This window comes from Armatimonas sp. (assembly GCF_043757465.1).
GTDB lineage: Bacteria > Armatimonadota > Armatimonadia > Armatimonadales > Armatimonadaceae > Armatimonas.
In genome coordinates this window covers 28059-54570 of record NZ_JAYVPL010000111.1, presented here as the reverse complement: position 1 = coordinate 54570, position 26512 = coordinate 28059, and the positions used below count along the sequence as shown (strand labels likewise).

Annotated in this window: 20 protein-coding genes; 6 read left to right on the top strand and 14 right to left on the bottom strand. The window is 57.7% G+C overall.

The window, feature by feature from the left end; genetic code table 11:
• Positions 1 to 71: 71 nt before the first annotated feature.
• A complete protein-coding gene (locus ACH2ED_RS15105; RefSeq protein ID WP_395092726.1) occupies positions 72 to 2060 on the bottom strand; it encodes a prolyl oligopeptidase family serine peptidase in 1989 nt (662 codons plus the stop codon).
• An 18-nt stretch (positions 2061 to 2078) separates the two neighbouring features.
• A complete protein-coding gene (gene mtaB, locus ACH2ED_RS15100; protein ID WP_395092723.1) occupies positions 2079 to 3437 on the bottom strand; it encodes a tRNA (N(6)-L-threonylcarbamoyladenosine(37)-C(2))-methylthiotransferase MtaB in 1359 nt (452 codons plus the stop codon).
• Between the two features lie 51 nt (positions 3438 to 3488).
• Here mtaB and ACH2ED_RS15095 point away from each other — a divergent pair, with 51 nt between their 5' ends.
• From ACH2ED_RS15095 to ACH2ED_RS15080, 4 genes are read left to right on the top strand one after another with little or no spacing between them, the layout of a single operon-like run.
• The gene (locus ACH2ED_RS15095; RefSeq protein ID WP_395092720.1) at positions 3489 to 4406 is read left to right on the top strand and encodes an aldo/keto reductase; all 918 of its coding nucleotides are present in this window, start codon (positions 3489 to 3491) and stop codon (positions 4404 to 4406) included.
• A 4-nt stretch (positions 4407 to 4410) separates the two neighbouring features.
• Complete coding sequence (locus ACH2ED_RS15090; RefSeq protein ID WP_395092717.1) at positions 4411 to 5118, top strand: copper transporter; 708 nt, start codon at positions 4411 to 4413, stop codon at positions 5116 to 5118.
• On the top strand, positions 5115 to 5771 hold the full coding sequence (locus ACH2ED_RS15085) for a glycosyltransferase family 2 protein (RefSeq protein ID WP_395092715.1): 657 nt from the start codon (positions 5115 to 5117) through the stop codon (positions 5769 to 5771). Before ACH2ED_RS15090 ends, ACH2ED_RS15085 begins: the two co-directional genes overlap by 4 nt.
• Positions 5768 to 6517, top strand: coding sequence for a hypothetical protein (locus ACH2ED_RS15080; RefSeq protein WP_395092713.1), 750 nt, complete (start codon positions 5768 to 5770; stop codon positions 6515 to 6517). Before ACH2ED_RS15085 ends, ACH2ED_RS15080 begins: the two co-directional genes overlap by 4 nt.
• A 10-nt stretch (positions 6518 to 6527) precedes the next feature.
• On the opposite strand, the gene ACH2ED_RS15075 is transcribed toward ACH2ED_RS15080, so the two are convergent.
• Positions 6528 to 9818, bottom strand: a complete 3291-nt coding sequence (locus ACH2ED_RS15075; RefSeq protein WP_395092710.1) for a UTP--glucose-1-phosphate uridylyltransferase — start codon at positions 9816 to 9818, stop codon at positions 6528 to 6530.
• Between the two features lie 83 nt (positions 9819 to 9901).
• On the opposite strand from ACH2ED_RS15075, the gene ACH2ED_RS15070 reads away from it, so the two are divergent.
• On the top strand, positions 9902 to 10144 hold the full coding sequence (locus tag ACH2ED_RS15070) for a type II toxin-antitoxin system Phd/YefM family antitoxin (protein ID WP_395092707.1): 243 nt from the start codon (positions 9902 to 9904) through the stop codon (positions 10142 to 10144).
• A complete protein-coding gene (locus tag ACH2ED_RS15065; protein WP_395092704.1) occupies positions 10141 to 10533 on the top strand; it encodes a type II toxin-antitoxin system VapC family toxin in 393 nt (130 codons plus the stop codon). The genes ACH2ED_RS15070 and ACH2ED_RS15065 overlap by 4 nt, the downstream gene beginning before the upstream one ends.
• Here the strand turns inward: ACH2ED_RS15065 and ACH2ED_RS15060 are convergent.
• The 11 genes from ACH2ED_RS15060 to ACH2ED_RS15010 all read right to left on the bottom strand — a co-directional run bounded on the left by ACH2ED_RS15060 (position 10485) and on the right by ACH2ED_RS15010 (position 26501).
• A complete protein-coding gene (locus ACH2ED_RS15060; RefSeq protein WP_395092701.1) occupies positions 10485 to 11870 on the bottom strand; it encodes an apolipoprotein N-acyltransferase in 1386 nt (461 codons plus the stop codon). The genes ACH2ED_RS15065 and ACH2ED_RS15060 overlap by 49 nt on opposite strands.
• Positions 11867 to 12244 carry a DUF6398 domain-containing protein gene (locus ACH2ED_RS15055; RefSeq protein WP_395092698.1) on the bottom strand — a complete coding sequence of 126 codons (378 nt, stop codon included), beginning with the start codon at positions 12242 to 12244 and terminating at the stop codon, positions 11867 to 11869. Before ACH2ED_RS15055 ends, ACH2ED_RS15060 begins: the two co-directional genes overlap by 4 nt.
• 15 nt (positions 12245 to 12259) lie before the next feature.
• Positions 12260 to 12619: a hypothetical protein gene (locus tag ACH2ED_RS15050; RefSeq protein ID WP_395092696.1), complete on the bottom strand. Its 360-nt coding sequence runs from the start codon at positions 12617 to 12619 to the stop codon at positions 12260 to 12262.
• Positions 12620 to 12694: 75 nt separating this feature from the next.
• On the bottom strand, positions 12695 to 13288 hold the full coding sequence (locus ACH2ED_RS15045) for a DUF4276 family protein (RefSeq protein WP_395092694.1): 594 nt from the start codon (positions 13286 to 13288) through the stop codon (positions 12695 to 12697).
• The gene (locus tag ACH2ED_RS15040; protein WP_395092691.1) at positions 13285 to 14499 is read right to left on the bottom strand and encodes an AAA family ATPase; all 1215 of its coding nucleotides are present in this window, start codon (positions 14497 to 14499) and stop codon (positions 13285 to 13287) included. The genes ACH2ED_RS15045 and ACH2ED_RS15040 overlap by 4 nt, the downstream gene beginning before the upstream one ends.
• 286 nt (positions 14500 to 14785) lie before the next feature.
• Entirely contained in the window at positions 14786 to 18316 is a 3531-nt protein-coding gene (locus ACH2ED_RS15035) for an Eco57I restriction-modification methylase domain-containing protein (RefSeq protein ID WP_395092689.1), read from the bottom strand.
• Positions 18317 to 21673, bottom strand: a complete 3357-nt coding sequence (locus tag ACH2ED_RS15030) for a helicase-related protein (protein WP_395092686.1) — start codon at positions 21671 to 21673, stop codon at positions 18317 to 18319. It lies immediately after the preceding gene.
• An 11-nt stretch (positions 21674 to 21684) separates the two neighbouring features.
• Positions 21685 to 23397 (bottom strand): M14 family metallopeptidase, encoded by a 1713-nt coding sequence (locus ACH2ED_RS15025; protein WP_395092683.1) that lies wholly within the window; start codon positions 23395 to 23397, stop codon positions 21685 to 21687.
• 38 nt (positions 23398 to 23435) lie between these two features.
• Positions 23436 to 24269, bottom strand: a complete 834-nt coding sequence (locus ACH2ED_RS15020) for a sugar phosphate isomerase/epimerase family protein (RefSeq protein WP_395092680.1) — start codon at positions 24267 to 24269, stop codon at positions 23436 to 23438.
• A gap of 28 nt (positions 24270 to 24297) precedes the next feature.
• Complete coding sequence (locus ACH2ED_RS15015) at positions 24298 to 25836, bottom strand: hypothetical protein (protein ID WP_395092679.1); 1539 nt, start codon at positions 25834 to 25836, stop codon at positions 24298 to 24300.
• An 11-nt stretch (positions 25837 to 25847) separates the two neighbouring features.
• A complete protein-coding gene (locus ACH2ED_RS15010; RefSeq protein WP_395092676.1) occupies positions 25848 to 26501 on the bottom strand; it encodes a Uma2 family endonuclease in 654 nt (217 codons plus the stop codon).
• Positions 26502 to 26512 lie beyond the last annotated feature (11 nt).

Sequence of the window (26512 nt, the reverse complement as noted above, 5' to 3'; positions counted from 1 at the left end):
TAGATGGGAAAGGCATTTTCAGCATTCATAGCAAACTTGGGCAAACGCCTGAAAACTGGGAAATTCGGTCTTCAAAAAAACAAATGCGGTTCCCCTGGCAATAAGTATTTCTTCAACCAGTCGTGGAACCGTCGCTGGCGGTCTATTCGCAAGTCCGGTGGGCCGCCTCGGCTTAGTTCGTGGCTGGCTTCGGGGCCGTAACGCAAGTAAACGGTCTCGGCGGGGTTGGTGCGCTTGACGGCTCTAAAGTACTCGTCGCCCTGGCTCACTGGGCAGCGCAGGTCGCCTTCGGAGTGGACGATCATCACGGGGGTCTTGACGTTGCCCGCATACGTCAGCGGCGAGTTGCGGCGGAAGCTCTCTGTGTCGTTGGTGTGATTGGACAAAAAGAAGCTGTGATCGCGGGTGATGAAATCCGTGGTGCCGCCAAAGCTGACCAGATTATAGACCCCCCGCTCGGCGATGGCGCACTGAAAGCGCTCGGAATGTCCGATAATCCAGCCCGTGAGATAGCCGCCGTAGCTGCCGCCCATCACCGCGAGGCGCTCGGAATCGGCCCAGCCCTGCGCGAGGGCGTGGTCCACACAGGCCAGAGCATCCGCCATCGCGGGCTCGCCCCAGTTGTCGCGGATCGCCCCCGTCCATGCCTCGCCGTAGCCTTTGGAGCCGCGCGGGTTGGGATAGAGCACGACAAACCCGGCGGCGGCGAGCGCCTGAAACTCATGGAACAGATGCCAGCGCCCGTACATTAAGTGCGGCCCGCCGTGGATGTAGAGAACGGTCGGGTGTGGCCCGTCGCCCTCCGGCAAGAGCGCAAAGCACGGCACATCGCCTGCTACGAACGCCACGGGCTCGAAAAATTTCACCTCGGCGCAGAGTGCGGCATTGTGCTCACTGAGGCGCTTGCCGTCCACATAAATATCCCCGGCATCGTGGCTCGTGAGGCGCAGCGTGGCAATTTTTCCGGCGGCGGCACTCACTCCCACTTCAGAGCAGCCCTCAGGCGTGCATTTCTCCGGCACTCCCCCACCCTGGCCCACTTTATAAACCCCGACCTCACCCTTGTCCGACGCCACAAAGAAGAGGCTCTCACCGTCCCAGACCGGCCCGTTATCGCCGCGCCCATAAACCTCACCAAGCGCCGAGTCCCCCACCGTCACGTCCCAATCCGGAGTTAGATCACGGCTCTCACCTGTGGCAATATCAACAATCCACGGGTGAATGTTCCACGTCCCCCAGACCTCGTCCACATGGTCGTGGCCTGCAAAAGCGATCCAATTGCCGTCGGGTGACCATGCCAGTCCGCCCTTTGGCCCGAGCTTCCCCAGTTGCTTTGGCTCCGTTTGCTGCTTTGACTCCGTCTGCCCCAGCTCCCACACGAAAAGCCCGGTCGCCCCCGACTCCATGTCTGGATCTTTCCCGGCATTTTGGGTGTAGGCTATCTGCTGACCATCCGGCGACCAGCACAGACTGCCGTAGTCGCGCTCACTGGCCGTCCGCTTTTCCACTTCCCCCGTGGCAAGATCTAGTACGTGTAGCTGGAAAGTCCCCGCGGGCAACCACCCCAAGCCCTCTTGGCGCCACCGTGGTCGCGTGATCACACGTGGCGGCGACGATTGATTGGCTTTCTTGCGCCCCTCGGTGGCCTGCTCGCTCCACGCTTCATCGGCGGGGCGAAACGAGAACAAAATCTGCGTGCCCTTTGGGGAGAAAGCAACGTCTCCGAGACTGCCCTGCGGCAAGTCCGTGCGTTTAACGGCCTCTCCCCCACTCAGCGACAGCTGCCAAAGCTGGGATTTTTTCTCGTCGGCGCGGACAAAGGCCAGGCTCTGCGAGTCAGGTGCCCAGCGATGATTTGAGACACTCTCCCCTTGCGTGAACACACGGGGTGGCGCAGAGCCATCGCTGGGCACGAGATAGAGCCGGGTTTCGTAGCGGTTGTTCTTTTCGTGGACGGTCTTGACCAGATAGGCCACCCACTTTCCGTCGGGAGAGAGGCGCGGCTCCGAGGGCGCGGCGAAGCGCAGGAGATCATCAATTGTGGTTAAGCGTTTTTGCACAGCGCATTCTACAGCCGATTAAAACCGTTCGGTTGCCATCGCGAGGCTCTGAAACTTGGGACGCGGGGCGTGAGCGAGCATCCGTGCAAGTTCTGGGTCGGGCAGGACGAGCGTTCCTAGAGCGCTTCCGTCGTTCTCTACTGCATCCAATCGCACCGGGACGAGCGCACCATACAGGGCGACAGGGCCGGAAAAGCGCACTTTGATGTAGTTTGTGGTGAATCCCGTGAGAGTTCCCCCCTCCGGGTGCTCCACCAGCACGCTTAGTGTCTGCCCCAGATAGCGCTCAGTGAAGGCGCGGTTGCTTGCGTCCACAACGGTTTGTAGCTCGGCGTGGCGCTGCTTTTTTTCCTCATCACTCACATCGTCTTTGAGCGTTGCGCCGTAGGTCTTGTCGCGCGGCGAGTAGCGAAAGCAGTGGGTTTTCTGAAAGCCAATCTCGCGAGCAAAGGCGAGCGTGTTTTGGTGCAGCACCTCGCTCTCGCCCGGATAGCCGACGATAAGATCCGTCGTAATGGCCACATCGGGCACAGCGACGCGTAGCTTTCGCACCAGCTCTTTGTAGAACGCGGCATCGTACGGGCGATTCATGGCGCGAAGAATCGTGTCATCGCCGCTCTGGCAACTGAGATGCAGGTGTGGACACAAATTTGGGTGACTGGCAAACGCCTCGATCAGCGCGTCGCTCACTTCAATGGGCTGGATGGAGCTCAGACGAACTCTTGCGATTCCCGGCACAGCGGCGACCTTGAGCAGGAGCTGGGCGAGATCGGGTCCGCCAGACCCTGTGCCCTCATCGTACGCCCCGACGCAAACACCCGTCACAATAATCTCTCGCGTTCCGCTCTCCGCCAGCGCGTGCGTCTCCGCGACAATCTCCTCCCAGTGCCGGGAGGCTTTCACTTTTCGCGTGAAGGGAATCTGGCAGAAGCCACAAAAATGCGTGCAGCCGTCCTGGACTTTGAGCGTGGCGCGGGTGCGGCGCTCGCGGGCAGGCAGAACCGTTGCGGGCGACGATGAGTAGCTCAAGATCTCGGGCGCGTGCTCCAGCACTTTGGCAAAGATGCGCATCTTGTCCTCGTTGTCAATGAGTAGCGTCGCGCCCTCAACCCACTCACCGTGATCCAGAACCTGCTGGCTGTGGCAACCCGTCATCACCACCACGGCGTTGGGGTTTGTGCGGCTCGCTTTCCGGGCAAGATAGCGCGATTTCTTGTCCGCTGCCGCCGTCACGGAACAGGAGTTAATGATATAGACATCAGCGGGCGCATCAAAATCCGTGAGCACAAAGCCCGCAGAGGCAAAGTCCTCCGCGATTCTTTCGGTCTCGTACTGATTGACTTTACAGCCAAGGGTGGTCAGGGCAGCAACAGGCATAGCGCTTGAATTATATCGCGCGGAGATGGCAAAATCAGGTATACCGATAGCATGGAAACTCGTGGATTAGGTTCACTTCAAGCCTCCGTAGTTGGGCTGGGCTGTAATAACTTTGGGATGCGCTGTGATCTGGCGGCGACGCAGCTGGTCGTGGACGCAGCGATTGACTGCGGCATCAATTTCTTCGACACGGCGGACTGTTATGGTGGGACAAACAGCGAGGTCTTTCTGGGCCAAGCGCTGGGCAAGCGCCGCGCCGACGTGCTTATCGCCACGAAGTTCGGCATCAAGCTAGACGATGACCGGCCCGGCGGCGCACGTCCCGAGTATATTTTCCGCGCATGCGAAGACTCACTACGACGTCTGGGAACGGACACGATTGATCTCTACCAGATCCACCGCCCGGATGACAGCGTGCCTATCGAGGAGACTATGGGCGCACTGCGTACTTTGGTGGCGCAGGGCAAAGTCCGTGAGCTAGGCTGCTCCAACTTCTCCGTCGAGCAGCTCCGCGCCGCCGCTGCCACGGATCTAAGCGGCCCACAGTTTGTCAGTGTCCAGAATGAATACAGCCTGTTTGCACGCCAGCCGGAGACCGATGGCGTGCTCGCGGAGTGCACCGAAACTCGCGTCGGGCTACTCCCCTACTTCCCTCTCGCCAGCGGAATGCTCACGGGCAAGTACCGCAAGGGCCAGCCACTTCCTGAGGGGACGCGCATCAACGCCGAGTCTCGCTGGCTCACGGAACAAAACCGAGAGAGAGTCGAGGCGCTTCTCCTGTTCGCGGAGTCGCGCGGACACACACTCTTGGAGCTGGCGTTCTCCTGGCTGCTGGCAAACTCCGCCGTCGCGTCGGTGATTGCTGGAGCCACCAAACCCACGCAAATCCACGCCAATGTCGCCGCAACAGGCTGGGAGCTAACAAAGGACGAGCGGGCGGAAATTGATGCACTCTTGACGGTACAATAGCGACGTGACTTCTGATTTTCGCTACCACGTGGCCTCTCTCTCTGCGGTCTTTCTGGCGCTCGGCATTGGCATTCTTGTCGGTACGGCGTTTGTAGGCACCAAAGTGGTGGATCGCCAGACGGCGGCAGTGGATCGCCTGACGAAGGAGACGATTGAGCTTCGAAAAGAGACGCGGGAGCGGGAGCAGACGGAGCAGATGCTCTTTGACGCGGTACCTCTCCTCGTGGGGCAAGCCCTTGCCACAAAGCCCGTTATGGTGATCCAAGTAGGGACGAGCAGTGTCGCCGCGGACCAGGCCCAAAAAGCATTAGAGCTAGCGGGAGCAACCGTCAAGCGCACCACCCTCCCGGACAACGGGGAGATGTTTCTCTCCCAAAGCTTCCCTGAGCTGGTCGTCTTTGCGGGGGGGGAGACCGAGGAGCTCGCCCGAACCCGAGATAGTGCCGTTCTCAAAGCCCTTCGCGAAGGCCAGAGCCGGGTTGTCGCCGTTGAGCTGTACGAGACGCCGGTGTCGCTGGTCTCGCTCTGGAGCACACAGGCGGATGCCACAGTGGACTGTATGGATCGTGCCACAGGCTGGCTGGCTCTGATTGTTGCGCTACGTGGGGAGAGCGGCAGCTTCGGCCTGAAAATGGGGACTCACCTGGTTCCCCTCGCCGCGCTTGCCAGCCCTGCGCCCGCTCTCTCTCCTTCCCCTTCGCCCACTCCATGACTCTTTCCGTATTAATCCCCGCCTACAACGAAGCGCAGCGGATTGCCGAAACGGTTGCCGTCACCCTCGCCTTGCCCGGTGTCACAGAAGTTCTGGTAATAGACGATGGCTCAACCGACGAGACAGCAAAACGGGCCGTGCAGGCAGGAGCACACGTCGTGCGCTTGACACAAAATGGCGGCAAGGCGGCGGCGCTGACCGCTGGCTTTGATGCAGCAAAAGGCGACCTGCTCCTGCTCCTCGATGCCGATCTCGGTTCTACCGCCACCGAGGCCATCAAGCTGATTCCCCCCGTGCTCTCCGGAGAAACCGACATGACAATCGCGCTCTTTCCTGTTATCCCTGGACGCGGCGGGGGCAGGGGCCTCGTCCTGCGCTTGGCACGCTGGGGGGTTCAGCGCGCCACTGGGAGAACACTGCAAGCCCCTCTCTCTGGCCAGCGCTGCCTGAAGCGCACGGTACTGGCAGCCGCGCTGCCTCTGGCGGCAGGCTTTGGGATCGAGACGGGGCTGAATCTCTCGGCGCTCAAGGCGGGCTTTCGCATTTTAGAAGTTCCCACCACAATGGATCACCGTGTCACCCAAAACGACTGGCAGGGAAAGCTCCACCGTGCCCGGCAGCTCCGCGATGTCGCCAAGGCGCTACTCCGGTGATCGCGATCGCCGCCGTTTTGGCGCTGCTGTGCCCGCTCTTCACCCGGATGCTCTGCCCGGAGCTGACACTGGTGCGGCCTAACTTCCAGAAGAAGCCTATCCCCGCCGCCACGGGACTGAGCTTCTTGCTCCCGCTCGCCTGCTACCCACCACTCTGGCCCGCCATCGCATTTGGGGTGCTCGGCCTCGCCGATGATCTCTGGGGGGACCGCACTGTGGGGGGATTCCGTGGCCATCTAAAAAGCCTCTTCTCGGGCAAGCCGACCACGGGGGCGCTCAAGCTCTTTGGTGGCGGCGCAGTGGCGCTTACCTACGCAGGGTTTCTCTTTCCCCACAAGCCCCTCGCGGTAGCTGTCGCCGCCGGAGTGATCGCGCTCTCTGCCAACACGCTCAACTTACTGGATCTGCGCCCCGGTCGTGCATTTTTCGGCTTCAGTTTATTATGGCTTCCCGCACTTATAGTCGCCCCTCTAACGTTCACCGATCTGTGGCCACTGGTGATTGTCCTCATGATTGAGTGGTGGGCGGACGCACGGGCAAGCGCGATGCTGGGCGACACGGGCTCTAATCTACTCGGCGCACTGGCGGGAATTTTTCTGGTACAGAGCCTACCACTAATCGGGCAAGCCGTGCTCGTCGTGCTTTTACTCGCACTAAATCTCGCGGCGGAGCGCCTCTCTCTTTCGGCGGTGATTGAGAAGACGCGCTGGCTACATTGGTTAGACCGGCGGCTTGGCGTGCGGTAGGCTTTTAGCCCTACCCCCAATCACACAGGGTTTCGATGTGCGCGGCGCTGCCATCTCTTAGCCAGCCGTCGAGCTGGGCGGGGTCTTTGAGCTGCTGGCCGCGCAATCTGGGCACGGCGACGAAGCTGGCTTGCCAGTCCGGGAGCGCCGTGATGTCGCCCCAGAGTTTCTCGAACTGCGCGACGGGGAAGATGTCTTCCTGGCCCGCGCCCCAGCGTTTTTTCACGTCTTTGAGCGTGACGTAGGTCGGCATGCGGGCCGCGACTCTGCGCACGCCCTCTTGCACTTTCTCGGTATCGGTGAGCGTCTCGCGGGTGAGACCAAAGAGCGTGAGGAGCGCGTCAATGCGCACCCAAGTGGTGGCGGAGTTGTAGTAGGTCAGACCGAACTCTGCCTCCTCACGCGGCATCGCAAGCCCTTCTACCAGGCGCAGGCGACCGTCCACGCGGGCCAGGCCACCGCCTCGATCCTCTAGGCGGCGTGGGATCACCTCGACCATCACGCCATCGGTGCGCGATGCGAAGAGCCCCAACACAGTGGGGTCTACATCGGCACCCAGCGTATCAATGTTGTGGATCATTAAATATTTCAGTGCGGGACGCTCTGAGAGAAGCTTTTGGAGGAGGCCGTTTTTGAGCAAGTTTGGCACCTCGTACCAGTGGCCCACCGGGTGGAGGCACTGACCAGGAAGATTATCGGTGTAGTCCGAGCCCTCGCCCTTACTCTGCGCCCAGCCGATCAGCGCCGCGCGCACGGACTCGCGTACTTTTTGCTGCTGGACATCGAGCACTTGCTGCATGGTCTCTTCCCAGTGAAAGCGCAGATCACGCACCATCGGTACCAGGCGCAGACCGATAGACTGCCCCGGCGAGAGCGCCACTAGGCCGTCGTAGCCGTAGTTGTTCTCGCTCTTTAAGAAAGCGTCCGTGGCCGCATGGGTGAGATAGCTCGTGGTGAAGACATGCGGGATTGCAGCGCCGTACGCCCGGCTGATCTTGCGGCTCTTGGCCAGGTGAATCTCCACAAAGGTTCGGTGCTGTCCGCCCAGCAGTGCAAACGGATGCAGCGACTTCACGACGCCCGCGCCTTGTGTCCAGCGGCTCCCCACACCGGCTGCGAGCGTGATTACTGCGACTTCTCCGTTTGTAATTGCCTCGGTTCCGAGCGCCGCATGCTCGCCGAGCTCAAGCACGTCGCCGGGCTCCACATCACGGATCGTCGCGTGCACGGGCAGGCGGTTCTGCGAGAGCCCGATACGTCCATGGATGAGATCCTGCCGAATCTGCTCGTGCTCCACGGAGTCGAAGCCATTCTCCGCAAGAAGGGTAGCCAGTGAGTTCACTTTATCTTCCGCTGCTGCCGTCGGGAGGAGCTGATCAAAAAGCGTGGCCGGAAGGCTTGCGAGCTCGGGGCGGGTCTGTGCGGCCTGGCGTATGGCAAGAAGCTCGCCGCGCAGTGCGGGGGTGAGCGAGCGCGAGTCGCGGCGCACGAGGTTGGGGAGTGTCTGCTCGTAGTAAGACGCGGGAAGCGGGGCGCTCTCCCCATCAAGAAGCTCCCCCATCGTCCCCTGGTCGTTGATCGCAAAGTCATAGACCACGGGCTCCATGGCAAAGGGCAGAGCGCTCTGGAGCCTCTTTTTCTGATCGGACATGAGTGACTGTAGAAAGCTCTGCGCCTCGGTCTTGCGCTCGGGGGCGACCATAAAGCCCATACCGCCGCCCGCCATTCCCCCGAGCATCCAGAAGCCCCAGAACGCCTCGCCGAACTTCTGGCGCATTCCCTCGATCAGGCTCTCGGTGTAGAGGTTGCTTGCCCAGGGGATAATGGTCTGGATCGGGCCGTAGAAGTTCTCGGTGGTGAGCTTTCCAATGGCACGGATATTTCCCGTGCCCAGATGGCCTACAATGGCATCTAGGAACCGCTGCGCCTCAAGCCGCGCCTCCCACTCCGCCGCGCCGCGCAGCAGATACTTCTCGGTGACCATCTCTAAAATAGGCCCGACGTTCTGTGCCAGTCCGCCGTGCACCAGCACTAAAGAATCTTGCAATGCCTGGCGTGTCTCGGCGCTGGCGGGAAGCAGCGTGTGGCTGGGAAGCAAGCGCCCTCGGCTGATCCCAAACTCCGGGTCGCCCGTCTTGGCAAGCTGGCCCATGATGACTTTAATTCCCGGCCAGACTCCCCCACTATCCTGCCAGCCGCCTCCTGAGCCGCCAAGCCACTCCCCGAGAATTGCCCGCGCAGCCACCAAGCGCCGCTCCTCTTCGAGCAGCTCGCCGGTGAGCGTCCGTGTCTGGCCCGTGGCGCGCATACAGGCACTGATCAGCGCCGCCAGTAAGTTGGTCGAGACGGCGAGGCGGCTCCCCTTGGGAATCCCATTGACACTGGAGACGAGCTCAATGCCGTGCCCCGGCCCCACTAAGCGCTCCAGCAGATCCGTCAGCTTTGTCCCCGATCCCTCCATCCCTGGCGGCACGACCCCCGAGGCAATCAAGCCCGCCTTGAGCAGCCCCAGATAGTCTTTCCCAAAATTAAAGACCTCATCCAGATCCGTGATCTCCGCACTCGCGCCCAGGTCCACACTTGCGAGGCGCAAGACCGGCTCATCCAGCACGCGGAAATACGCCTCGACCGGCGGGCGTGGCGTGTCGTCGCGGCCATGCACGGCCAGATCAATCGAGACATTGAGCACCCGTGCGCCCTCGGGGTAGTCCATTCCGAGAAAGAAAATATCGCTCCAGCCCGAGTGGGTTAAGTCCATGCGCACGGGCGTGCGCTCGCGCAGAATGGGCAGTGCGCCCTCCGCTCCCGGCGTCGTGAGCTCCGGGCGGACTCGCAGCAGTAGCTCGGCGGGGTGATTGGCGCTGAACATCCACTGGTTGCCCCGGACAGAGCGCACGGAGCTGCGTACTTGGTCGGCTAAAATCTGAAACGCCACACGGTGGTAGGCCGCCGCCAGCGCACTAGAGAGCGCGTCATTGGCTCCCTGCGCCGCTTCTGCACTCCGAAACGCTGCGATGGCGTCCTCAAAGCGACGCTCTAGCAGATGCACATAGCCGGGATACGGCAGGTGCCCGCCCACGGCAAAGCCCTCGCGGGTCGGCAGGTGAAAGCGGTGGATGGCGTAGAGAAAGAAGCACGCCCGAACGCGCTGATAGAGGCTCTCGCTCTCGTGCCGAAAGCGCTCCAGGGCCACGCACTCGGCTTGCAGACCCGCTACATCCAGCGCGGCGCAGAGTGTGTCTAGGGACGTGTCCCGAATCGCGGGATCGTCGGAAGTAATCAGGGGAATAAGAAGACTCACAGGCAAGATTGTACCGCAGGGAAAGAAAATATAAACCCGCTAATACTATGGCAGACTTAGCTAATTTTCGATACCCTTAGTCTATGACTGTCAATATGCATGAAGCTAAAACGCAGCTCTCCCGTCTCGTCGCCGCAGTTCTCGCAGGTGAGGAGGTTATTCTTGCCCGTGGCGGCAAAGAGCTGGTTCGTCTTGTCGCGTTAGAGCAGCACGCTCCAAAACTGCGCCCGATGGGGATCTATGCGGATAGCACGATTGACCCTGATTTTGAGCGTCGCAGCATGGAGCCACTGAATGAGGAAGAGCTTAAAAGCTGGGGCTTATGAGTCGCTATCTTCTGGATACGCATACCCTTCTCTGGTACACAACAGAGCCTGCTCGGCTATCTTCTCACTTGGTGAATGTCATTCAGAACGAAGAGAATCTTGTCTTTGTGTCGGCAATTAGTCTCTGGGAGCTGGGCATTAAGTACAAGCTCGGAAAGCTCCCCGAGGCCGAGCCTCTCGTGACCAACTGGTTTTCAATGATTGTCCAGCTCAAGATGGACGACCTTGCCTTTTCGAGCCTTCATTCCAGGGAGGCAGCGCTTCTGGAATGGGACCACAAAGATCCCTTTGACCGTGCGCTTGCAGCACAGGCACGAATCGAGCGACTGACACTGCTCACTTACGACGCAGCATTCTCCAGCCTCTCCCGCCTGAAAACTCTGTGGTGAAGCAGAGCGACGCACAGGCTCACAAGCGCTCCCAAAAAACACAGCGGGCCAAAGAGCCAGCCCGCGAGCGAGTAGAGCGTACGATAGCTTGTACGCCCGATCGTGACTTTTAGCACTTGCGCCTCGCCGTTTTTCACGTGAGCCAGCTCTACCCCGTTGGGCGCGACCGCGCTGGTTCCCCCATCCACATCGGCGCGGGCCAGCCAGCGCCCGTTCTCCATCGCACGCATCGCAAAGAGCAAGCTGTGCTGGGCGTGCTGCACACTCCCCCACTCGTTCGGGTCCATGTTCGGCACCAGCAACACCTCCGCGCCATCCTGAACCAGCCGCCGATCCACCTCCGGGTAGTCGTTATCAAAGCAGATCGGGACACCTAGCTTGCCCAGCGCCGTCGGGATCGCCTTCGCAGTTCGGCTCGCGATGCCGTCCGTCACAAAGTGCACCGGGTGGTTCTTCGCATGAACACCGATCAGCTCGCCCTGTGGATCCAGCACAAACGCCGAGTTCTCGTACTGCTTTTCGCTATCGGTGCCCGTGGCAACATGCGCCCCAAAGATCAAGTGCGCGTTGCTTTTCTGCGCCAGCGCCTGAAGCCGCGGCCAGTAGTTCTCAAACTTCAGCTTGCCCGGCACCCGTGGGTCGGAGTGAAAGGCATGCTCCGGCCAGAGGATCACATCCAAACCCTCGTGAGGTTCAGAGAGCTTGAACAGCGCCTCCTCATCGCCGTATGCCTGCACCAGAAGCACCCGGAGTGGGCGCTCGGGCTGCGGTGGGGGCAGAGGCACCACGCACGCGACGGCCCATAGAGCGGTCGCCAGGGCAAGCGCACGGCCCTTGAGAGTTCCTAGAAAGAGTACCAGAAAGCTGATGCCATAGACGCCAAAACTCGCCGCGAGCGGCGTGAAGACAGGCCGCCCCGCCACACAGTAGCCCAGCGTGCTCCAGCCAAAATTCAGGGCAAAAAGCTCCGCGCGGTAGAACTCCAGCCCCACCCAGAGCACAGCGGCAAAAATCCCCTTCTGCATCTGTCCCCCCGCCCGGCGGGGGTTAGGGGGTAGGCACCAGAGCATGCAAAACAGAATCGGGAAGAAGGCCACAATGACGCACAGCGGGACAACCGCACTCGCGAAGAGATTTGCCAGCCAGAATAGTGTCGCCCCCGTATGGATTCCCGACGAGAGCACGCCGATGTAGAAACCCTGCCGCGGAGTCGCACCCTCCAATGCTTTCAAAAGCGCCGCAATCGCAAGCGGCAGAAAATACGGCAGGTGATACGGCGGAAACGCGGCGGCAAGCAGCACGCCCGACAGAGCGGTAAAGAGCAGTCGCCGCGTCACAGATCATCCGGCACGGCGGGAATATGACCCGCCTGCGCGAGCTCTACTTGCACTTCTCGCGGGAGGCTTCTTGCATCCACGATATAGCCATTGATCTGGATCAGCCACGACGGCAGATGATCTTTGAGACGTGAGGGCAAGCAATACTCTGATGAGAAGCGATTCACTCCCAGTGCCTCCATGATCTGACTGGCTTTATTTCCTCCCGTGCTCTTGCTTACTCCAAAGAGAGCATTCAGCTCTTCGGTTTTCATGTAGGGTGACTGTGACTTATCCGAAAGAAAATTGATGCGTCCGATAGCCTGCACAATTGCACACGCCCAGATCTTCTCCTGACCTGATGCCAGGGGTGAGGGACGCTTTCGGGTGAGCATTGTCTTTTTACTTTCTCAGGGAGTAGGCTTCTCCGCCGATTTACGAACGGGGCGCTTGCGCTCACTGCGCTTCTTACGGCCTACGGAGGCATACTCGTCGGAGCTAGAACCGTACTGCACCATGACTTCGTCCCGCGTGCCGATCCCAATCTCATGAAGTCCTGTCCCTGCGTCACGCTCCTCATCGAGAGCCGCCGCCAGCTCCGCTTTTGCCCGTAGCACGCGCTCACGGGCGTTGTCACTGCGTAGCTTGGCGGCATCACCACTGGCTACCGAAAATTGGGGGTTGCGGGGTGCGTAGTCGGGGAGTGCTTTTACAGCGCTCAGGGTGTCACGGTCAGCTTGTAGCTGTAAAGGGGTGATACGTTTCAACATGGATTTGATTCCTCTCCACGTGCTCAATGTCTGTGAGCACGGATGAATTCTTAGACGTAGAAACTTGCTTTTTGGTTACGGATTTTGTGTGACTTTTTCCCAGAAACGAGCAAAGGTCGGGCAGCGACCTTGAAGTTTGGTAAGGTCGGTGATTTCTTTTGCTAGTGGCAGTGCATCCTTAAAATCCAGGTAGCGACTTTTACCACACTGTTGAAAAAGATTACTTATGTCATCCTTTGGTCTGCGGTGTTTTTCAGGCCGTTGTATTTTCCCAGGCTGTTTCGTGCAATTTGCGTAGCGTCCGATAGCCCGCTCGTCGGCGAGGAACCAGCATTCTAGCATGCTCTCGATGGCGACAAGAGAGACACGTGCCCTCGGAACCTGTTTGGAGTCGAGCGATGCAAAGGCTTTCTCACGGTCGGCCTTGAGGCATGGGGTATCTTCTTCCCAGGAAGGGTAGAGATCCCAGACAATTACGACATGATCGCAGCCATCGGCGAGGAGGTTGCGTGCCGCTTCCCCACAGTCGTCAAGCAGACGGCGCTTATTGCTAAGGGTCTCGGTAAGTAGCTTTGTGACGGTGGGATAGTGGGTAGTGATCCAGTGGCGAAAGACTTTTTCATCGGGGCCATCGGGGCCGCACTCTAAAATAAGGCCAAGCGTGCTCATGCGTTTCTCTTCAGTTGGCCCATAGTGTAAAGCTGCCCCGGTGCAAAGTCGGCGGCCCAGCGCTTCATGGATTCATCGTCGGCGGGGCGGTAGAACTTGGGCTCCCCTGCCGCGTCGCGCTCACAGAGAATCAGGGAAGAGAGCGGAAGCAAATCAAGCAGATACGGCGAGTGGGTGGTGATGATGACCTGTATCCCTCGCCGCTGAACGGCATCGCGTATCTCTTCGACAATGAGGTGAATGGTGCGCGGATCGAGGCCGTTTTCTAGCTCCTCAATACAAATTAGCGGCGGCGGTTCAGGATGGCGCAAAACGGCAAGCAGTGCGACGATACGGAGAGTGCCTGTGGAGAGAAGCCAGCCGGGTACTTTAAAGCTGCCTTCGGTGAGTTGCAGGTAGACATTGCGTGTTAGCTCCGAGGTCATGGCCGGGGTGAGGTCGGAGGCATAAGGCAAAACATAGCGAAGGGTTTCAATGAGTGCGGTAAAGTCTTTCGGGTAGTTTTCGTAGAGGTGTAGTAAGTAATCTCCAATATTGCTTCCATCGGGTTTGAGCCGTCGAAATCCTGGTACCAAATTTGCGGCTTGCGGAATGCCCATGATTTCAGGATTAAGCCTAAAAAAATGCCACCAGGTTAAGCTACGCTCTGTGGAAAGCACAGATCGGTTTGGTGACATGACATCAAATGAATTTATACTTTCACGGCCTCTTGTTTCTGTATCTCGAACATCTTTATAAAATATCCGTGTTAATTTTTCTTGATGAAAGAATACTTCATTTTTCCCTGGCCCTGTAGTGATTTCACTTTCGGCAGTAAAACTATAAGGAGGATATATACCAACATGATCGTCTTCTACTCTTCCTTTTATATAAAACCCCATAGGGTTTATTGCGCGTTCTGTCTCTGACATTTTATCTTTTTGTATTTTATGTGAGACTGCTTTATTCCAAATGGGTTCAAAGCCTCCCCATCGGTTTAACGCGGCATTTAGTCCTTCACTTGCCAAAATCGAAATTGTCTCCATCGCTTCGATCACGCTGGATTTACCACTACCATTGTTACCAATGAAAACCGTCAATGGGGTAAATGTAATAGTCCCTGAATCTTGTATGGCTTTAAAGTTTTTAACTCTTAGGCTTCTTAATGCAGGTGCCAACTTTTGTCGCTTTGATGTACTCATAATATAAATCTTAATGATGCTAATTGACATGCCGTGACGGTAAACGTCCGGCTATGGGGCGGGCAAGCCGCCGCCTCGCTTCGCTCGGAACATTCCCCATTCCCATTTCCCGTCGAAGACATACCTTGTTGTCCCCCCGCCCGGCGGGGGTCAGGGGGCAAGAAACCAATCGCACTCAAACGAATCATATTACATCGCCGACGCATCAAATGCGCACGTCTGAGAATCCTTTCGTCATGGTAAGAAATCAAATTGCATATCACAACAAAACGAATTGTTGGTGCTGCAAAGGCAATTGCAGGCGTAATGAAAGGATTCATTCTCCTGCGTTTCCCTTCAGCGGCGGGACATACAGCCCATTTGCCACGTCGCGGAAGGCATTGCGTGCGGCGAGCTTGACGGGATCGGGCACCAGAGGGAACGTGGTGAGAACATAGGCGAACTCTTCTTCGGTGAGTCCGTAGAGGTGCGCGACAATACCGTCTATTTCAGCGCGGAGTCGGCCACGGGTGGCAAAGTCCGTGGCTCCGACGACCTTATACCCTTTCTGTTTCCGGGCGGCTTCGACTTGTCGTGTGAGATCATCGAACTCGGGAGTGGTGCAAGTGAGTTGCGCGGCGCGGTCTACGAGAGGCCAGAACCAGGGATGAAATGCGGTCAGTCGGGGAACTTGCACACTGTATACATAAAACATATTACAGTGGGCACTCACTCGATGTCGTATAAAATAGTCATAAGCAAACGAATCTAAAACAGCTAGAAAAAATAGTTTATATTCAGCCTCAGGCTGCATCTTTTCATAAATAAGTGTATTGCCAATAAAATTGCCGGGATTCAATATAGATGCAATCATTGTTCTTTCATCAGAACTACGAGCAACATCCCTAAAAACTAAACGATATTTCTGGTACTCAAGAATTTGATCTGGTAAATTGCGATTTCCTAAAATTGCATCTCTACCTTCTTTTTCATCTATCCAATATCTCGGTTTTGCAAATTCAATATTAAATTGATGAACCATTTTTCCTTCATATAGTGTCTTGAAACCAATTTTCATTTCCGATTTAAATAAGTGGCTATCATTAGTCATGTCCATCTCGCGACCTAACACGAAATTCCATGTACCTTTTATATATTCTCCGAGACGTGGAAATTGCAATGCCTTATTTGAAATTTTTGCATCAACCTCATTTTTGAATTCGGGTATGGATAAAGAATCAGGCGAAAGCGAATGAATCAGTTCAGAAGTAAATTGAACATGATCTTCATGATTTCTTAGGAAAAATTCGATATTATCTTTACTGATAGCTTCTCTTGGGTTAATGCGAAATCCGGCGGTGAAAGGTTTACTTGATAACTCTTTTGCAATAGTTAAAATACAAATTTTGAAAGCATGATGAACCCCTTCAAATAAGTATCGTTCATTTGCCAAACCAAACAGACTTTTAATTTGTGCTTTGGTAAAGAGTAAGTGACGTAGTTGTTTAGTTCCTAGGTCTGTATAAATACCACTGGGGATAACCAAACCGCATTGTCCACCCTCACGAAGCAAATGATAGCAACGCTCTACGAAAAGTTTGTAGAGGTTAATATCAGAACCCGTCTTCTTACCATTCACTTCGGAAATCTGATTGGCATACTCCGGCGACGAGCGGTAGTACAAGCTGACATGAGGAAAACTCGACAAATAGTCTAGCCAAGCTGAGCGCACCGACTTGTCTTTCATGAGCTCCGCTTTGCGTTCCTCGAACTCCTTAATCCCCGTGTTATTGATCGTAATGCCCGCGTCGTGCTGTTGCAGGAACTCTTTGCTATTGGGCTTGAAAATATCCCACGGCGGATTGGCGATGATTGCGTCGAAACCGCCTTTTTTATTGAGCACTTGGTCAAACTCATAGCCCCAATGAAATGGCTCCAGCTTACGAATGTCTTTCACGTCCAGCGGACGCTTTTGCGCCTTGCCCTCCGCGTCTTTCGCATCGTCCCAGGTCGCTTGCTCCACCCACTTAACGCCCACACTGCGGAACTCATCGAGGAGCACTTCATCCAGAGTCAGGTTCGCCGCTGCCTCTTCCTTCTGTATCGCCTCTTTTAAGCCACTCAGGTTCTCCACATAGCTTGTCAGGCTCTTGTAGTTGCCCACCATCCGGTCGCGAGTCTCTACCAGCTCGCCGTAGCGCGGTTTGAACAAGTCGCCTTGGGCATGGCGCGTATCGAACTCCTTATCATTGACCCGCATCAGGCCAATCAGCGCGTTCCCAGAGAGCAGGTTGAAATCTATATTGGGCAGCGGCTCTAGCTCTTCCACCGTCAGCGCCGACGACACGAGCGCCAGGAACAAGCGCAGCTTTGCGATCTCCAGCGCTTCGGGCATGATGTCCACGCCATAGAGATTCTCGGTGATAATCTTCTTCTTGACATGGTAGTACAGGCTCCGGTGGTCTTTGCGGGTCTGTGCCAGCCAGTCGCGAAGCTCCCTATCGCCCGTGTACTCAATCTTCCCGGTCACGCCCGTATAAATCGCGATCAGCACACGCATCGCCGCCACCAGAAACGCCCCCGAGCCGCACGCGGGATCGAGAAGGGTCAGGTTCGGAAGGACTTCGTTGAGGAGCCGCTGGCACTGCGGCGCGTCTAAACGAAACAGTAGCTCCTGCACACTCTCATAGCGCCCCCCACCCAGCGCCTCGACCCGATCAAGAACCAATCGGTGGATAGTCTGTTCGCATAAGTAGGTGGTAATTTCGGGACGCGTGTAGTAGGCACCGAACGCTTTCTGGTTGATGTACTTCTCAAAGATATACCCCAGCGTATCCGGGTTGATCTCATCGTCTTTTCCTCCCGGCGTATCGTCAAGCTGCCAGGAATAGCGCGCAAACAGCCCCTTGGGTTCGGAGTCTTGCAGCAGCTCCACAAACGCCTGGTCAGGAATACGGATACTCGGCCAGCGCTTTTCAATATCGTGCGGCAGAAACAGCCCCCCATTGAGATACGGCAAGAATCCCAGCAACGACTTTGCCGCTTCGCTGCGCTCGCTTTCGGGTTTCGCGAAGCCCTCAAAGAACAGTGTCTTAAGAAACACCTCGTAGTAGGCATAGCCTTCCGTGAAGATGCCCTCCGTACCGGATGCCAGCGGCAGAGAGTGGGCACTCTCCAGCGGCTTTTGCAGATAGCGCAGCTCGCCGTGATTTAAGAAGCCTTTCGCTTGCAAAAAGTAGACAAACATCAAGCGATTCAGGAGTACCGAGCCGTACCATTTTTTATCGCGCTCGTTCTCGATCCCCTGGATATGGTGTGTCAGAAGCCGCGCGTGCTGCTCCTGGAACTCCTTGAAGAACTTCTTGGTGGTCTTCTCAATATCCAGCGCCTGCTGAAGCCGCTCTTTAGCCTGCGTCACGGTCATATCGCCGTGCTCTTTTAGCTCCGCCAGATCAACCGCGAGTGCGGCCAGCTTGGAGAGGAATAAGTCGCCGGGCTGCCCCTTGAAGTACGAGTGCTCACGCGGCAGGCGCTTCTTGTTCTCGCGTTTCACCCAGTACCAGAGGCTCTGGCTGCGCTGCTGCGCCGTGAAGATCAGCACATGCTCGTAGTGCTGCTCAGCAACGCGTTTCTGGATCGCCGCCCGTTGCTTGGAGTCGGGCATGGTATCGGCCTCGGTGCCCACCTCAAGCGCCACCACACCACCAATTTGGGCAATCCGTGTCAGCGTGACGCTACTGCCTGCCACCGAGAGCGTAAAGGCACGCGGCGCGGGCGGCTGAAGCCAGCCGAGTTCCTCGATAAAGAGCCGTGACCAGTCAAAGTCTTGCAGGGCAGCCCGTGCGCGGCCTAAATTTAGTGTCGCCATCTAACGAAGTCCCATCGAGCAGACAATATGCGGCTCCTGCGCCTGCTCCTCTTCCAGTATCACACACAGCCGATTAGCATCGCGTAGCGCCTGCACAAACTCCAGCAAGTCCGCATCGGAAATTCCTAAACGCAAGTGGGCATTCAGTGAGTCCCGCGCCGATTCGGTCAGAGGAAACCGATAGATTTCATTCAGAAGCCGCTCCAGAGTCTCGGTAGAAACCGTCTCGTTGGCCTCAAACAGCGAGAGCGTATTTAATTTACTGCCTTGCTGGCGCTTCTGAAGGATCGCCTCCAGCCGATGAAACGTTTTATACCGCGCTCCACTCGGTCTACCAAGCTGCCCTCCGATCTGCCGCCGCTCCGAGAGCAAGCGTGTCACCCCGGAAGCCACTAAGTCATGATGATCGGTTCGGCGTGGCAGTGCCGGAGTCTCCGGCGGGCACTGCGCCGCCTTCAGAATCGCGTACTGCGACTCCGTCACGCTGCGCCCTGCCGAATTCACCCAGGCGAGCGCATCGTTGCCATCGGCGGTTTGCAGATAGACCAGTGCCCCCTCGGTTTTTTGTGCCGCCGCCTTTGTCGCAAACACTACTTCCGGCAACTGCACCACTTTTTCTTTTAGCGCAGGCTCCGCATCGGTGGCATCCTTCCAGATCTGATAGGCATACGACGCTAAATCCACATCCTCCACATCATCTAAGCCATCCAGCAGCCCGGACTTCTCCGTGTACAGCGCCTGCAGGAGCCGCTCATCAGTGGCATCGTCTTCAAAGAACGTCTCATCGGTTCCCACCACCTCCGCGTTCTCTTTCAACCGGCGGCGCAGGCGAGCACGGAGCGCAATCAGCTTCTCCACGCCCTCCGCAGGCAAGAACGACGCGCAGATAATCTCCTCCGCGCTCTGCCCAATGCGATCAATACGACCCGCGCGCTGGATCAGCCGGATAATGGCCCAGGGCAGGTCGTAGTTAATTAAAATCGCCGCGTCCTGAAGGTTCTGCCCTTCCGAGAGAACATCGGTGGAGATCAGAATACGCAATGGATTCGCCGTTTTTTGCCCGTTGCTCCCCGGCGAGAAGCGTCCCACCAGCTCCGCGATATTGCCCGAGCTGCCCTCGACACAACCAAGCTCGGTAACACCCATCGCCGTAAGCTGCTCCGCCAAGTACCGCGCCGTGTCCGCGAACTGCGTGAAGATCAGAATTTTATCGTGGGGCCGCTCCGCCGCCACAAACTTCCGAAGGGCTGAGAGCTTCTCATCACGACCCGCTTCCCACTGTACGCAGAGCGTCAGGATATTATTGAGAAGCGCATTGTCGTGCTCTAAATCCTCACGCAGCTTGTCACTAAACAGCCGCGCCGCGATCCACTGGAACCGGCTCTTGTAGGTGGTTTCGTAGCGTGCATAGATCGCCGCCGCCCGGCTCTCCGTGGCATTTTCTTCCTCCTCAACCCCTTCCACTTCTCCGTCTAAGCTCAGCGTATCCGTATCTTTATCCGTCACCCGTGCATCTAATAAATCCGCGTTCTGCGTCCCAATCGGCAGCGGCTTCTTGTGCTCCAGCGCGTAGAGAAAGACCGCGTTTCGCAGCATCTGCCGCTCCACGGAGAGCAAGAATGCCTTCCCGCTGGACTCCAGGCGCTTAAACACATTCGTGCGAGAGAACCCGATCAGCCGCTTTCCCGCTCGCCCCAGGTTCGCCAGCGCCGTCTTCTCCGAGGGAGTCACCGGCGGCAGAGGAAACGCCTCCCGATAGTTCTCCTGGCCTAAACCGTAGCGCGGCAATGCCAGCTGCTCGATCCACTCCACCACTTGCTCGGAGTAGAGAGCGGCGTACTGAGCATCTATCGGGAACTTAATCGTGCGCGGAAGGCGTGTCGGAAAGTACGAGCGTCCTCCGCCCGGAAAGACAAGATACGGTCGCTCGGTTTTTGCTTCTTGTTTGGCGTAGTGCTGGATAATAAACGAGCGGGTACGGCGCACCATGTAGCGTTTTAGCAAGTCGCGCCAGTCATCGGCAAAGTCGCTCTTTTCAAAAGCCGCGAGTGTGTTAGGTTTGCACTGATGACGCCGCTCAAACTCCGCTTCGCCGTTCGCTCCAAGGCTTCGGATGTAGGCTTCAGGCCGTGCCACCACATTGGTATCCTCCGGCAGAAAGAGCCGAAGCTGATTGGAAATATCCTGATAGGTCTTGTTGTAGGGCGTCGCCGTGAGCAGAATCACCCGCGACTCATTTTTCTCGATATAGTCTTTGATTGCCCGGTAGGTCTTCCCCTCGCGGTTGCGGAAGTTATGCGACTCATCAATAATCACAATCCGGTGGCGCGTTAAACTTCCCAGCTTTCGTGTCGCCTGACTTGTCGGAATCACTTTCGCTCGCAGCCCGTACTCCAAGCGATAGCGCTCCCACATCGGCTCCAGCGCCTTCGGGCAGAGAATCAGCGTCTCTAAGTGAAAGTCATCCTCGAAGAGCTTGGCGAGCGCCGTTGCCATCAGAGTCTTCCCCAGCCCCACCACATCGCCAATCAGCACCCCCTGACGGTGATACAAGTGCCGTGCGGCAATCTTCACCGCCGCCGCCTGGTAGTCAAAGAGCTTTTCTTGAAATACGGGAGGCAGCCGAAACTCCGCCAGCCCCGCGCGGGCCTCATACGAGAGATGATAGGCCATCTTCAAGTAGAGCAAGTACGGTGAGAGCGGCTCCTCCCGCGCCCACGACTCCTCGATAAGCGCAATCAGCTCCTCGGTAATGTCCAGGCACCAGCGATCTTCCCAGCGCTCCTCAAACCAGTGAGAAAGCTTTAGTGTCGCATCCCCATCGAGCACATCCACATTGAGTTCGCCCTGGCCTTTTAAGCCCGAGAACGTTAAATTACTGCTTCCGATATAGCCAATAATGGGATTGATCGGATCGTTCCGAAAGAGCAAGTAGAGCTTGGCATGAAGCTGATGCCGAAGAAAGAGCTTCACCACCACTTTCTGAGAACGCAGCTGCTCCGCCAGCTTTCGTAGTGCCCGCTCATCCGTGTCCGTGGGCACCCCGACCATGAGCTGCTGCCGTAGCTCTTTAGCGACACGTTGCTTCAGTCGAAGCATGCGTCCCTGATCCATCCCAACATCAGGAACCAGGCTCAGAGCCGCCCGAAGCTCCTCACGCGGTGCCTCTTGCATCCCAATGAGTAGCCGACACTGGTTTCCTTCTCCTCCCGGCCAGCTCTCAATCGCGTCCGTAAGAAAGCGCCAGCCGCGCAGGTTGAAGTACCCCACACAGAAATCAGCCCGATGACAGAGCGCCAGCCCTGTCTGGAGTGCAGGCAGGAGCGGGCGCTCGATATTGTCGTAGATCGTTGGCATGAATACCGAGTTTACTCCAAAGTCACCGTTTCTCGCACCACGCCCGCTCGCTCGTGCCGCGCCGTGACGGTGAGCTGAGTCCCCGAGGCGGCTTTGACGATCCAATCGGCCTTGGCTCTATCCTCGGTGGTGTCCGCAGAGTAGCCTCCGTTGGCGGGCGGCTTGTAGCAGAAACCCTCCAATTGCCCGATTTCCTGGCGCTCTTTCCCCGTCACTAGGCTTGCGCCCTCGGGGAGCGTGATCTCCGCAACCACGGCGCGGGCATACTTGCGCTCCAGAGCCTTTTTGGTGACATAGCTCGGGAGCCAGCCGGTGTTTTTGACGACCAGCCGGATATGCCAGGTATCTTCCCCGAGAAACGCCACATCGAGCTGGTGCAGCGCCAGACGCGGCGTGGTGAGCGCTTGCCAGAGCAGCCAGTCCGAGAACGGGGCGATTTCGCTTTCCAGAAACTGCGGCGGCGGGTTGCGGAACGCGTGGAGCATGTCCCAGCCACCGATCTCCACGGGGCCTAAGTCTGGGTGCTCGAACGGTGCCCAGTCATAGTAGCCCTTGCCATCGAGCTTTTCATCGGCCCACTTCAGGAGCTTGTGATCGTCTTCGATCTCATGGTTGCGGCCCCAAGTAGTGTACTTAAACGCCCCCTGCTTGGTCTTGTCATCGAAGCCCTCGGTAATCCCAGCCTGGCGCTGGGGGCTCCAGATCTCGGTTGTCCAGGCGAAGATCCCCAGATGCTCGTAGCACCAGTCATCAAAGACACCCGTGATCACTTCCTTGGGATGGTACTTAAAGTCATGAAACACCGAGACCGCCGGATAGCCCGTCAGCTCCGTGCCCTTCTTGCCAATGGTCTGGTAGGTCCACAGATCCTCCGCCGGAAAGCTCTCGTCGGCTTGCGTGCCATACGGTCGCAGCAACACTCCCGAGTAGGTGTGGAAAGTGACCGCGTGGCAGATATTCTTGTGCCCCGTGATAAACGCGACCAGTGCCCGCGCCTCCGGCTCGCTGGTGGGATACGGCCCCGCGCCAAACTGCTCGCTCTCCGTGCGCCAGTGGCCGGGGAAGTTGCGGTTCAGATCCAGCCCTTCTTTATTGCCCTGCACTTTGAGCGAGATGCCATCGTAGTTTTTATAGAAACCCTCAGGCAGTATCCGGTAGTACGTGCCGCCGATTTCCGTGGGGTCGCGACGCACCATCAGGCGCGGGTCGGTGGTATCTTTCTTCCAGGGGCCGTCGGCATCTTTAAAGCGCATCTGCAAGGCCAACCCGTCGCCGTTCACGTCCTCGCGCTTGATCCCCTCCAGCGCGTCTTCATCAAAGGGATAGGGCCTGGTGCTGGAGCGAATTGAGCGCCCGGTGGTGAGAAACAGCTCCGCGCCGTCGGGATTGACTCTTGGGACGAGATAGAAAGCGCGAGTATCGAGTGCACGGGTAATCTCGGCATCCGTGCCATAACCCAAAACTAGCTTCTCCAATAAATACGTCAGCGCCGTCGTCGGTGACACTTCCGTCGCGTGGATATTGGCATCGCCCCAGACCGCAGGCTTCTCGGTGTCGGGCCCGGTGGCAAAATTGGTGACGATGGCGCACCAGATATCGCGCCCCTCAAAGCTCTTGCCAATGCTCTCGATCTTCACGAGATTCGGGTACGCCGCTGCGACGGCTTGCAGGCCATTGGTTAGCTCGTCGTGCTTGATGTAGCGATCAGATGGAAAAAAACTCATTTATTCTCTCCCGCCGATTGAAATCGGCGTCTCCGGTTTTAACCGGCGGCAAACGCCGATTTTAAGAGCATGATACTCTTGGGAACGGCGGTGGAAGGGTCTTCCTTGCCCTCCATCTCGAGTGATATGTAGCCACTGTAGTTCACGGCTTTTAAGATTTGCGCAATGCGATTGTAATCCATCTCCAACGTGTACCACTCGCCGCCGCCGAAATACGTCTTGGCCTGAACGAATCGGACATACGTCGCCATTTTCTCCAAGTTTTCGTAGAGGTCTTCGCGGAAGTTTCCCGTGTCCATAAGCCCGACAAGCCACGGCGAGTTCACGGCGTCAATCACGCGCAAGACCCCCTCGGGAGTGCGCGTCAGGCCCCAGTGGTTTTCGAGCGCCAGGGTCACGCCGCACTCGGCGCACTTGTCCAGACACTTCTGGATGCTCTCGATACACCAGCCAAACGCATCGTCTTCCGTGTAGCCCTGGATCGGAGGCTCGTTGCCGCGCGCGTCCATTAAATCATCGAAGCTGGCGATGGTCTTCCAGCGCCCGGAGTTCAGGCGAATGCACGGAATGCCTAGCTTGTAGGCCAGCTCAATGCACTTCAGCGTGTGGTCAATGTGCTGTTGACGAAGCTCTGGCTCGGGGTGCACGAAGTCCTGGTGAATCGAGAGGCAGATTAAATCCAGGCCGTTGAGAAACGCACGCCGCTTCAGGCTCTGAAGGTAGCCATTGTCCTCGCTGTCCATTTGCCGGTGGAGAATCTCGACTCCCGAGACTTCCAGACGCGCTGCCTCGTCAATGACATGCTCAATCGCGATCTTTGGCTCTTTGAAGTGCCAGTACGAATACGACGAAATCCCCAGTTGGATACTCATGGAACCTATTGTACCCGCGTGGGGCTCTTTACCCCCCAGCGGGTACAGGGACGTTTTTTCGATTCAGCACAAAGACACGGCGGGGAGTGCTTGCCAGTACGGCACCGCTGGAGTCCAGGGCCTCGATCTCGATAAAATACTCCCCATCCACCAGATGCGTGGTGTCCCAGGTGATGACAAAGGGCGCGAAGTTCTTCAGCGCCTTGATATTTCCATCCACACTCAGGCGTAGAAACGAGACGCGGGTCGGGTCCGTCATGGTCGAGTTGATGGTCACCTGGCCACTGACAATGGCCACTTTATGGACGCGTGCCTCCGCAAGCCGCACCTGTCGGTAGCGGTCCTGGGTAGCTTCCACCACTTTACGAAGCTCCTCAACACTCGGCTCGGGGAGGCGAATGCGAAAGCCCGTCACTCCCTTGCTACACGTCCTGCTCTTACCCGCCGCTTTCCAGATCTCGCTCAGACCATCGGCAGTGAAGGCATCCAGGCGCACCCCGAGAATAGGCGGCATGGCCTCCCACTCCCCATCGTCTATTTGCCAGTCCACGGTGGCCCCCTCGCCAAAAAGCCCGAGATGCCCTAAAAACAAAGGAGCTGTCCCCTCCAGTTCGCGGCGGCGCTTGACAGGTTTACCGTCGTCGCCCAGCGCCCCCAGAAGCAGCATCATCGGGGCATCGTGCTCGTTGGTGCGACCATTGTGCCAGAGGGGCGAGATCTGGAAGCCACCTCGGCGCTCTTTCCCTTCCCCTTCGGGTTGCCGTGTGTCAATGGGCGCTGTGGAGACCGTGATCACACCCGTGTGCGCCGTGTTGATGCGCCCCACGCCCGTGTAGCTCGTCCCGTCGAAGCGCCCAATACCGGCCACCGGCTTCACGACATGGGTCACCACCCGGCTCTCGCCCCCCGCCAGGGCGACACTGACTTTCCCCCCAAGCTTATTCTCGATCAGCACCTCGCGCAGCCGCTTTAACGGAACACGAACGGGAATAATCAGTGTCTCACCCTGCCCGCGCGGTTTGAAGCCCTCGGGCAGTGGAATCAGCCGCCCTCCACGCGATTCGGTGTACACCCTGTTGCCGGGAAGAGGTGCCAGTTCTCGAAAGATGGAGGTGCCCGCAGGAATATCGGTCTGCATGCCCACGGAGCCCGCGCGGTGTCCCCCGTAGCCAAAATTCGCTTTGTCTCCTGAGAACTCCGTTGGGGAGATCCCCATCACAAGCGGTGCATGGAGCTGGGGATCTTCCCCCGAGATGCGAATGCGCAGCCCATGTATGGCTACCGCCGCGACGGACCCCACCGGCGCGTACTCGGCGGCGATGTAGCCCTCGCTGGCTCCGGTGCACGGCTGTGTCACGCGCCCGACGAGGGACCAGGTTGCTCCCGCATCCGTCGAAACCTGTATCGTCCCTAGCCGGCGGTTCACAATCCGCAAGCGGTGGAGCTCAAATGAGTCCCCCTCGGATGTTTCCTTGTCTGTGTCTTTGGTAGTGGGCTCCTGCGCAAAAAGCGTGTTAGAGAATATCCCGAGAGTAAAGGCCGTTAGTAAATTTTTTCGTGAGAGCATGGCAAAGGGTATTATATCGCCCCACGTAGCCGCTCAAGTTCCGCACGAAGCCGTGTGATTTCTGCCTCAGCCTCGGCGGCGCTTCGGAGCGGCTCACCCGTGAGGCTGTCCAGTAAGCGCAGCCGACGGTTTTCTTGCACAAGCACAAGTCCAAGCTGCTCCGAGTGCAGATGTCCCTGGGCATCGGGAGCAATCGGGGCGTACATGCCTAGTGGCGTCAAACGGTAGCCGCGCAGTGCGGGCTGGAGATACTCGCCTTTGGGATCGAAGAGAAAGTACTCAGGGACACGCAGGCTCTCGTAGCGCAATAGCTTCTCGCCGACATCCTCGTTGCGCGTCTTCTTACTGGTGAACTCAAAGACAACCGAAGGAAGCCTGCCGTCTTCTTCCCAGCATTTAAAACTATCGCGCGGGCGCTGCGCAGCGCCAAAGACAACGTAGCAATCTGGTGAAATCTTCGCCGTGGGATCGCCCTGCCGAAAGAACACAAAATTATTTCCGGAGACGTAGACCTCATTCGCACGCGGCAAAAAATAGGCACGGAGTGCGTCTCGGCAGTAGGCTATCAAATCAATATGCAGGTCAGTTTCAGCCATGGGTTTTCCATCCGACGTGGGGTAGACAACACGACGGGTAGGTTTCGTGGGAGTCAGAGTTACGGACATGACGGTATTAT

Bases quoted from the DNA above. Each gene is read 5' to 3' on its own strand.
- mtaB (WP_395092723.1), bottom strand. From the start codon at position 3,437: ATGCCTGTTGCTGCCCTGACCACCCTTGGCTGTAAAGTCAATCAGTAC.
- ACH2ED_RS15095 (WP_395092720.1), top strand. From the start codon at position 3,489: ATGGAAACTCGTGGATTAGGTTCACTTCAAGCCTCCGTAGTTGGGCTG.
- ACH2ED_RS15085 (WP_395092715.1), top strand. From the start codon at position 5,115: ATGACTCTTTCCGTATTAATCCCCGCCTACAACGAAGCGCAGCGGATT.
- ACH2ED_RS15070 (WP_395092707.1), top strand. From the start codon at position 9,902: ATGACTGTCAATATGCATGAAGCTAAAACGCAGCTCTCCCGTCTCGTC.
- ACH2ED_RS15065 (WP_395092704.1), top strand. From the start codon at position 10,141: ATGAGTCGCTATCTTCTGGATACGCATACCCTTCTCTGGTACACAACA.
- ACH2ED_RS15055 (WP_395092698.1), bottom strand. From the start codon at position 12,244: ATGCTCACCCGAAAGCGTCCCTCACCCCTGGCATCAGGTCAGGAGAAG.
- ACH2ED_RS15050 (WP_395092696.1), bottom strand. From the start codon at position 12,619: ATGTTGAAACGTATCACCCCTTTACAGCTACAAGCTGACCGTGACACC.
- ACH2ED_RS15045 (WP_395092694.1), bottom strand. From the start codon at position 13,288: ATGAGCACGCTTGGCCTTATTTTAGAGTGCGGCCCCGATGGCCCCGAT.
- ACH2ED_RS15040 (WP_395092691.1), bottom strand. From the start codon at position 14,499: ATGTCAATTAGCATCATTAAGATTTATATTATGAGTACATCAAAGCGA.
- ACH2ED_RS15035 (WP_395092689.1), bottom strand. From the start codon at position 18,316: ATGGCGACACTAAATTTAGGCCGCGCACGGGCTGCCCTGCAAGACTTT.
- ACH2ED_RS15030 (WP_395092686.1), bottom strand. From the start codon at position 21,673: ATGCCAACGATCTACGACAATATCGAGCGCCCGCTCCTGCCTGCACTC.
- ACH2ED_RS15025 (WP_395092683.1), bottom strand. From the start codon at position 23,397: ATGAGTTTTTTTCCATCTGATCGCTACATCAAGCACGACGAGCTAACC.
- ACH2ED_RS15020 (WP_395092680.1), bottom strand. From the start codon at position 24,269: ATGAGTATCCAACTGGGGATTTCGTCGTATTCGTACTGGCACTTCAAA.
- ACH2ED_RS15015 (WP_395092679.1), bottom strand. From the start codon at position 25,836: ATGCTCTCACGAAAAAATTTACTAACGGCCTTTACTCTCGGGATATTC.
- ACH2ED_RS15010 (WP_395092676.1), bottom strand. From the start codon at position 26,501: ATGTCCGTAACTCTGACTCCCACGAAACCTACCCGTCGTGTTGTCTAC.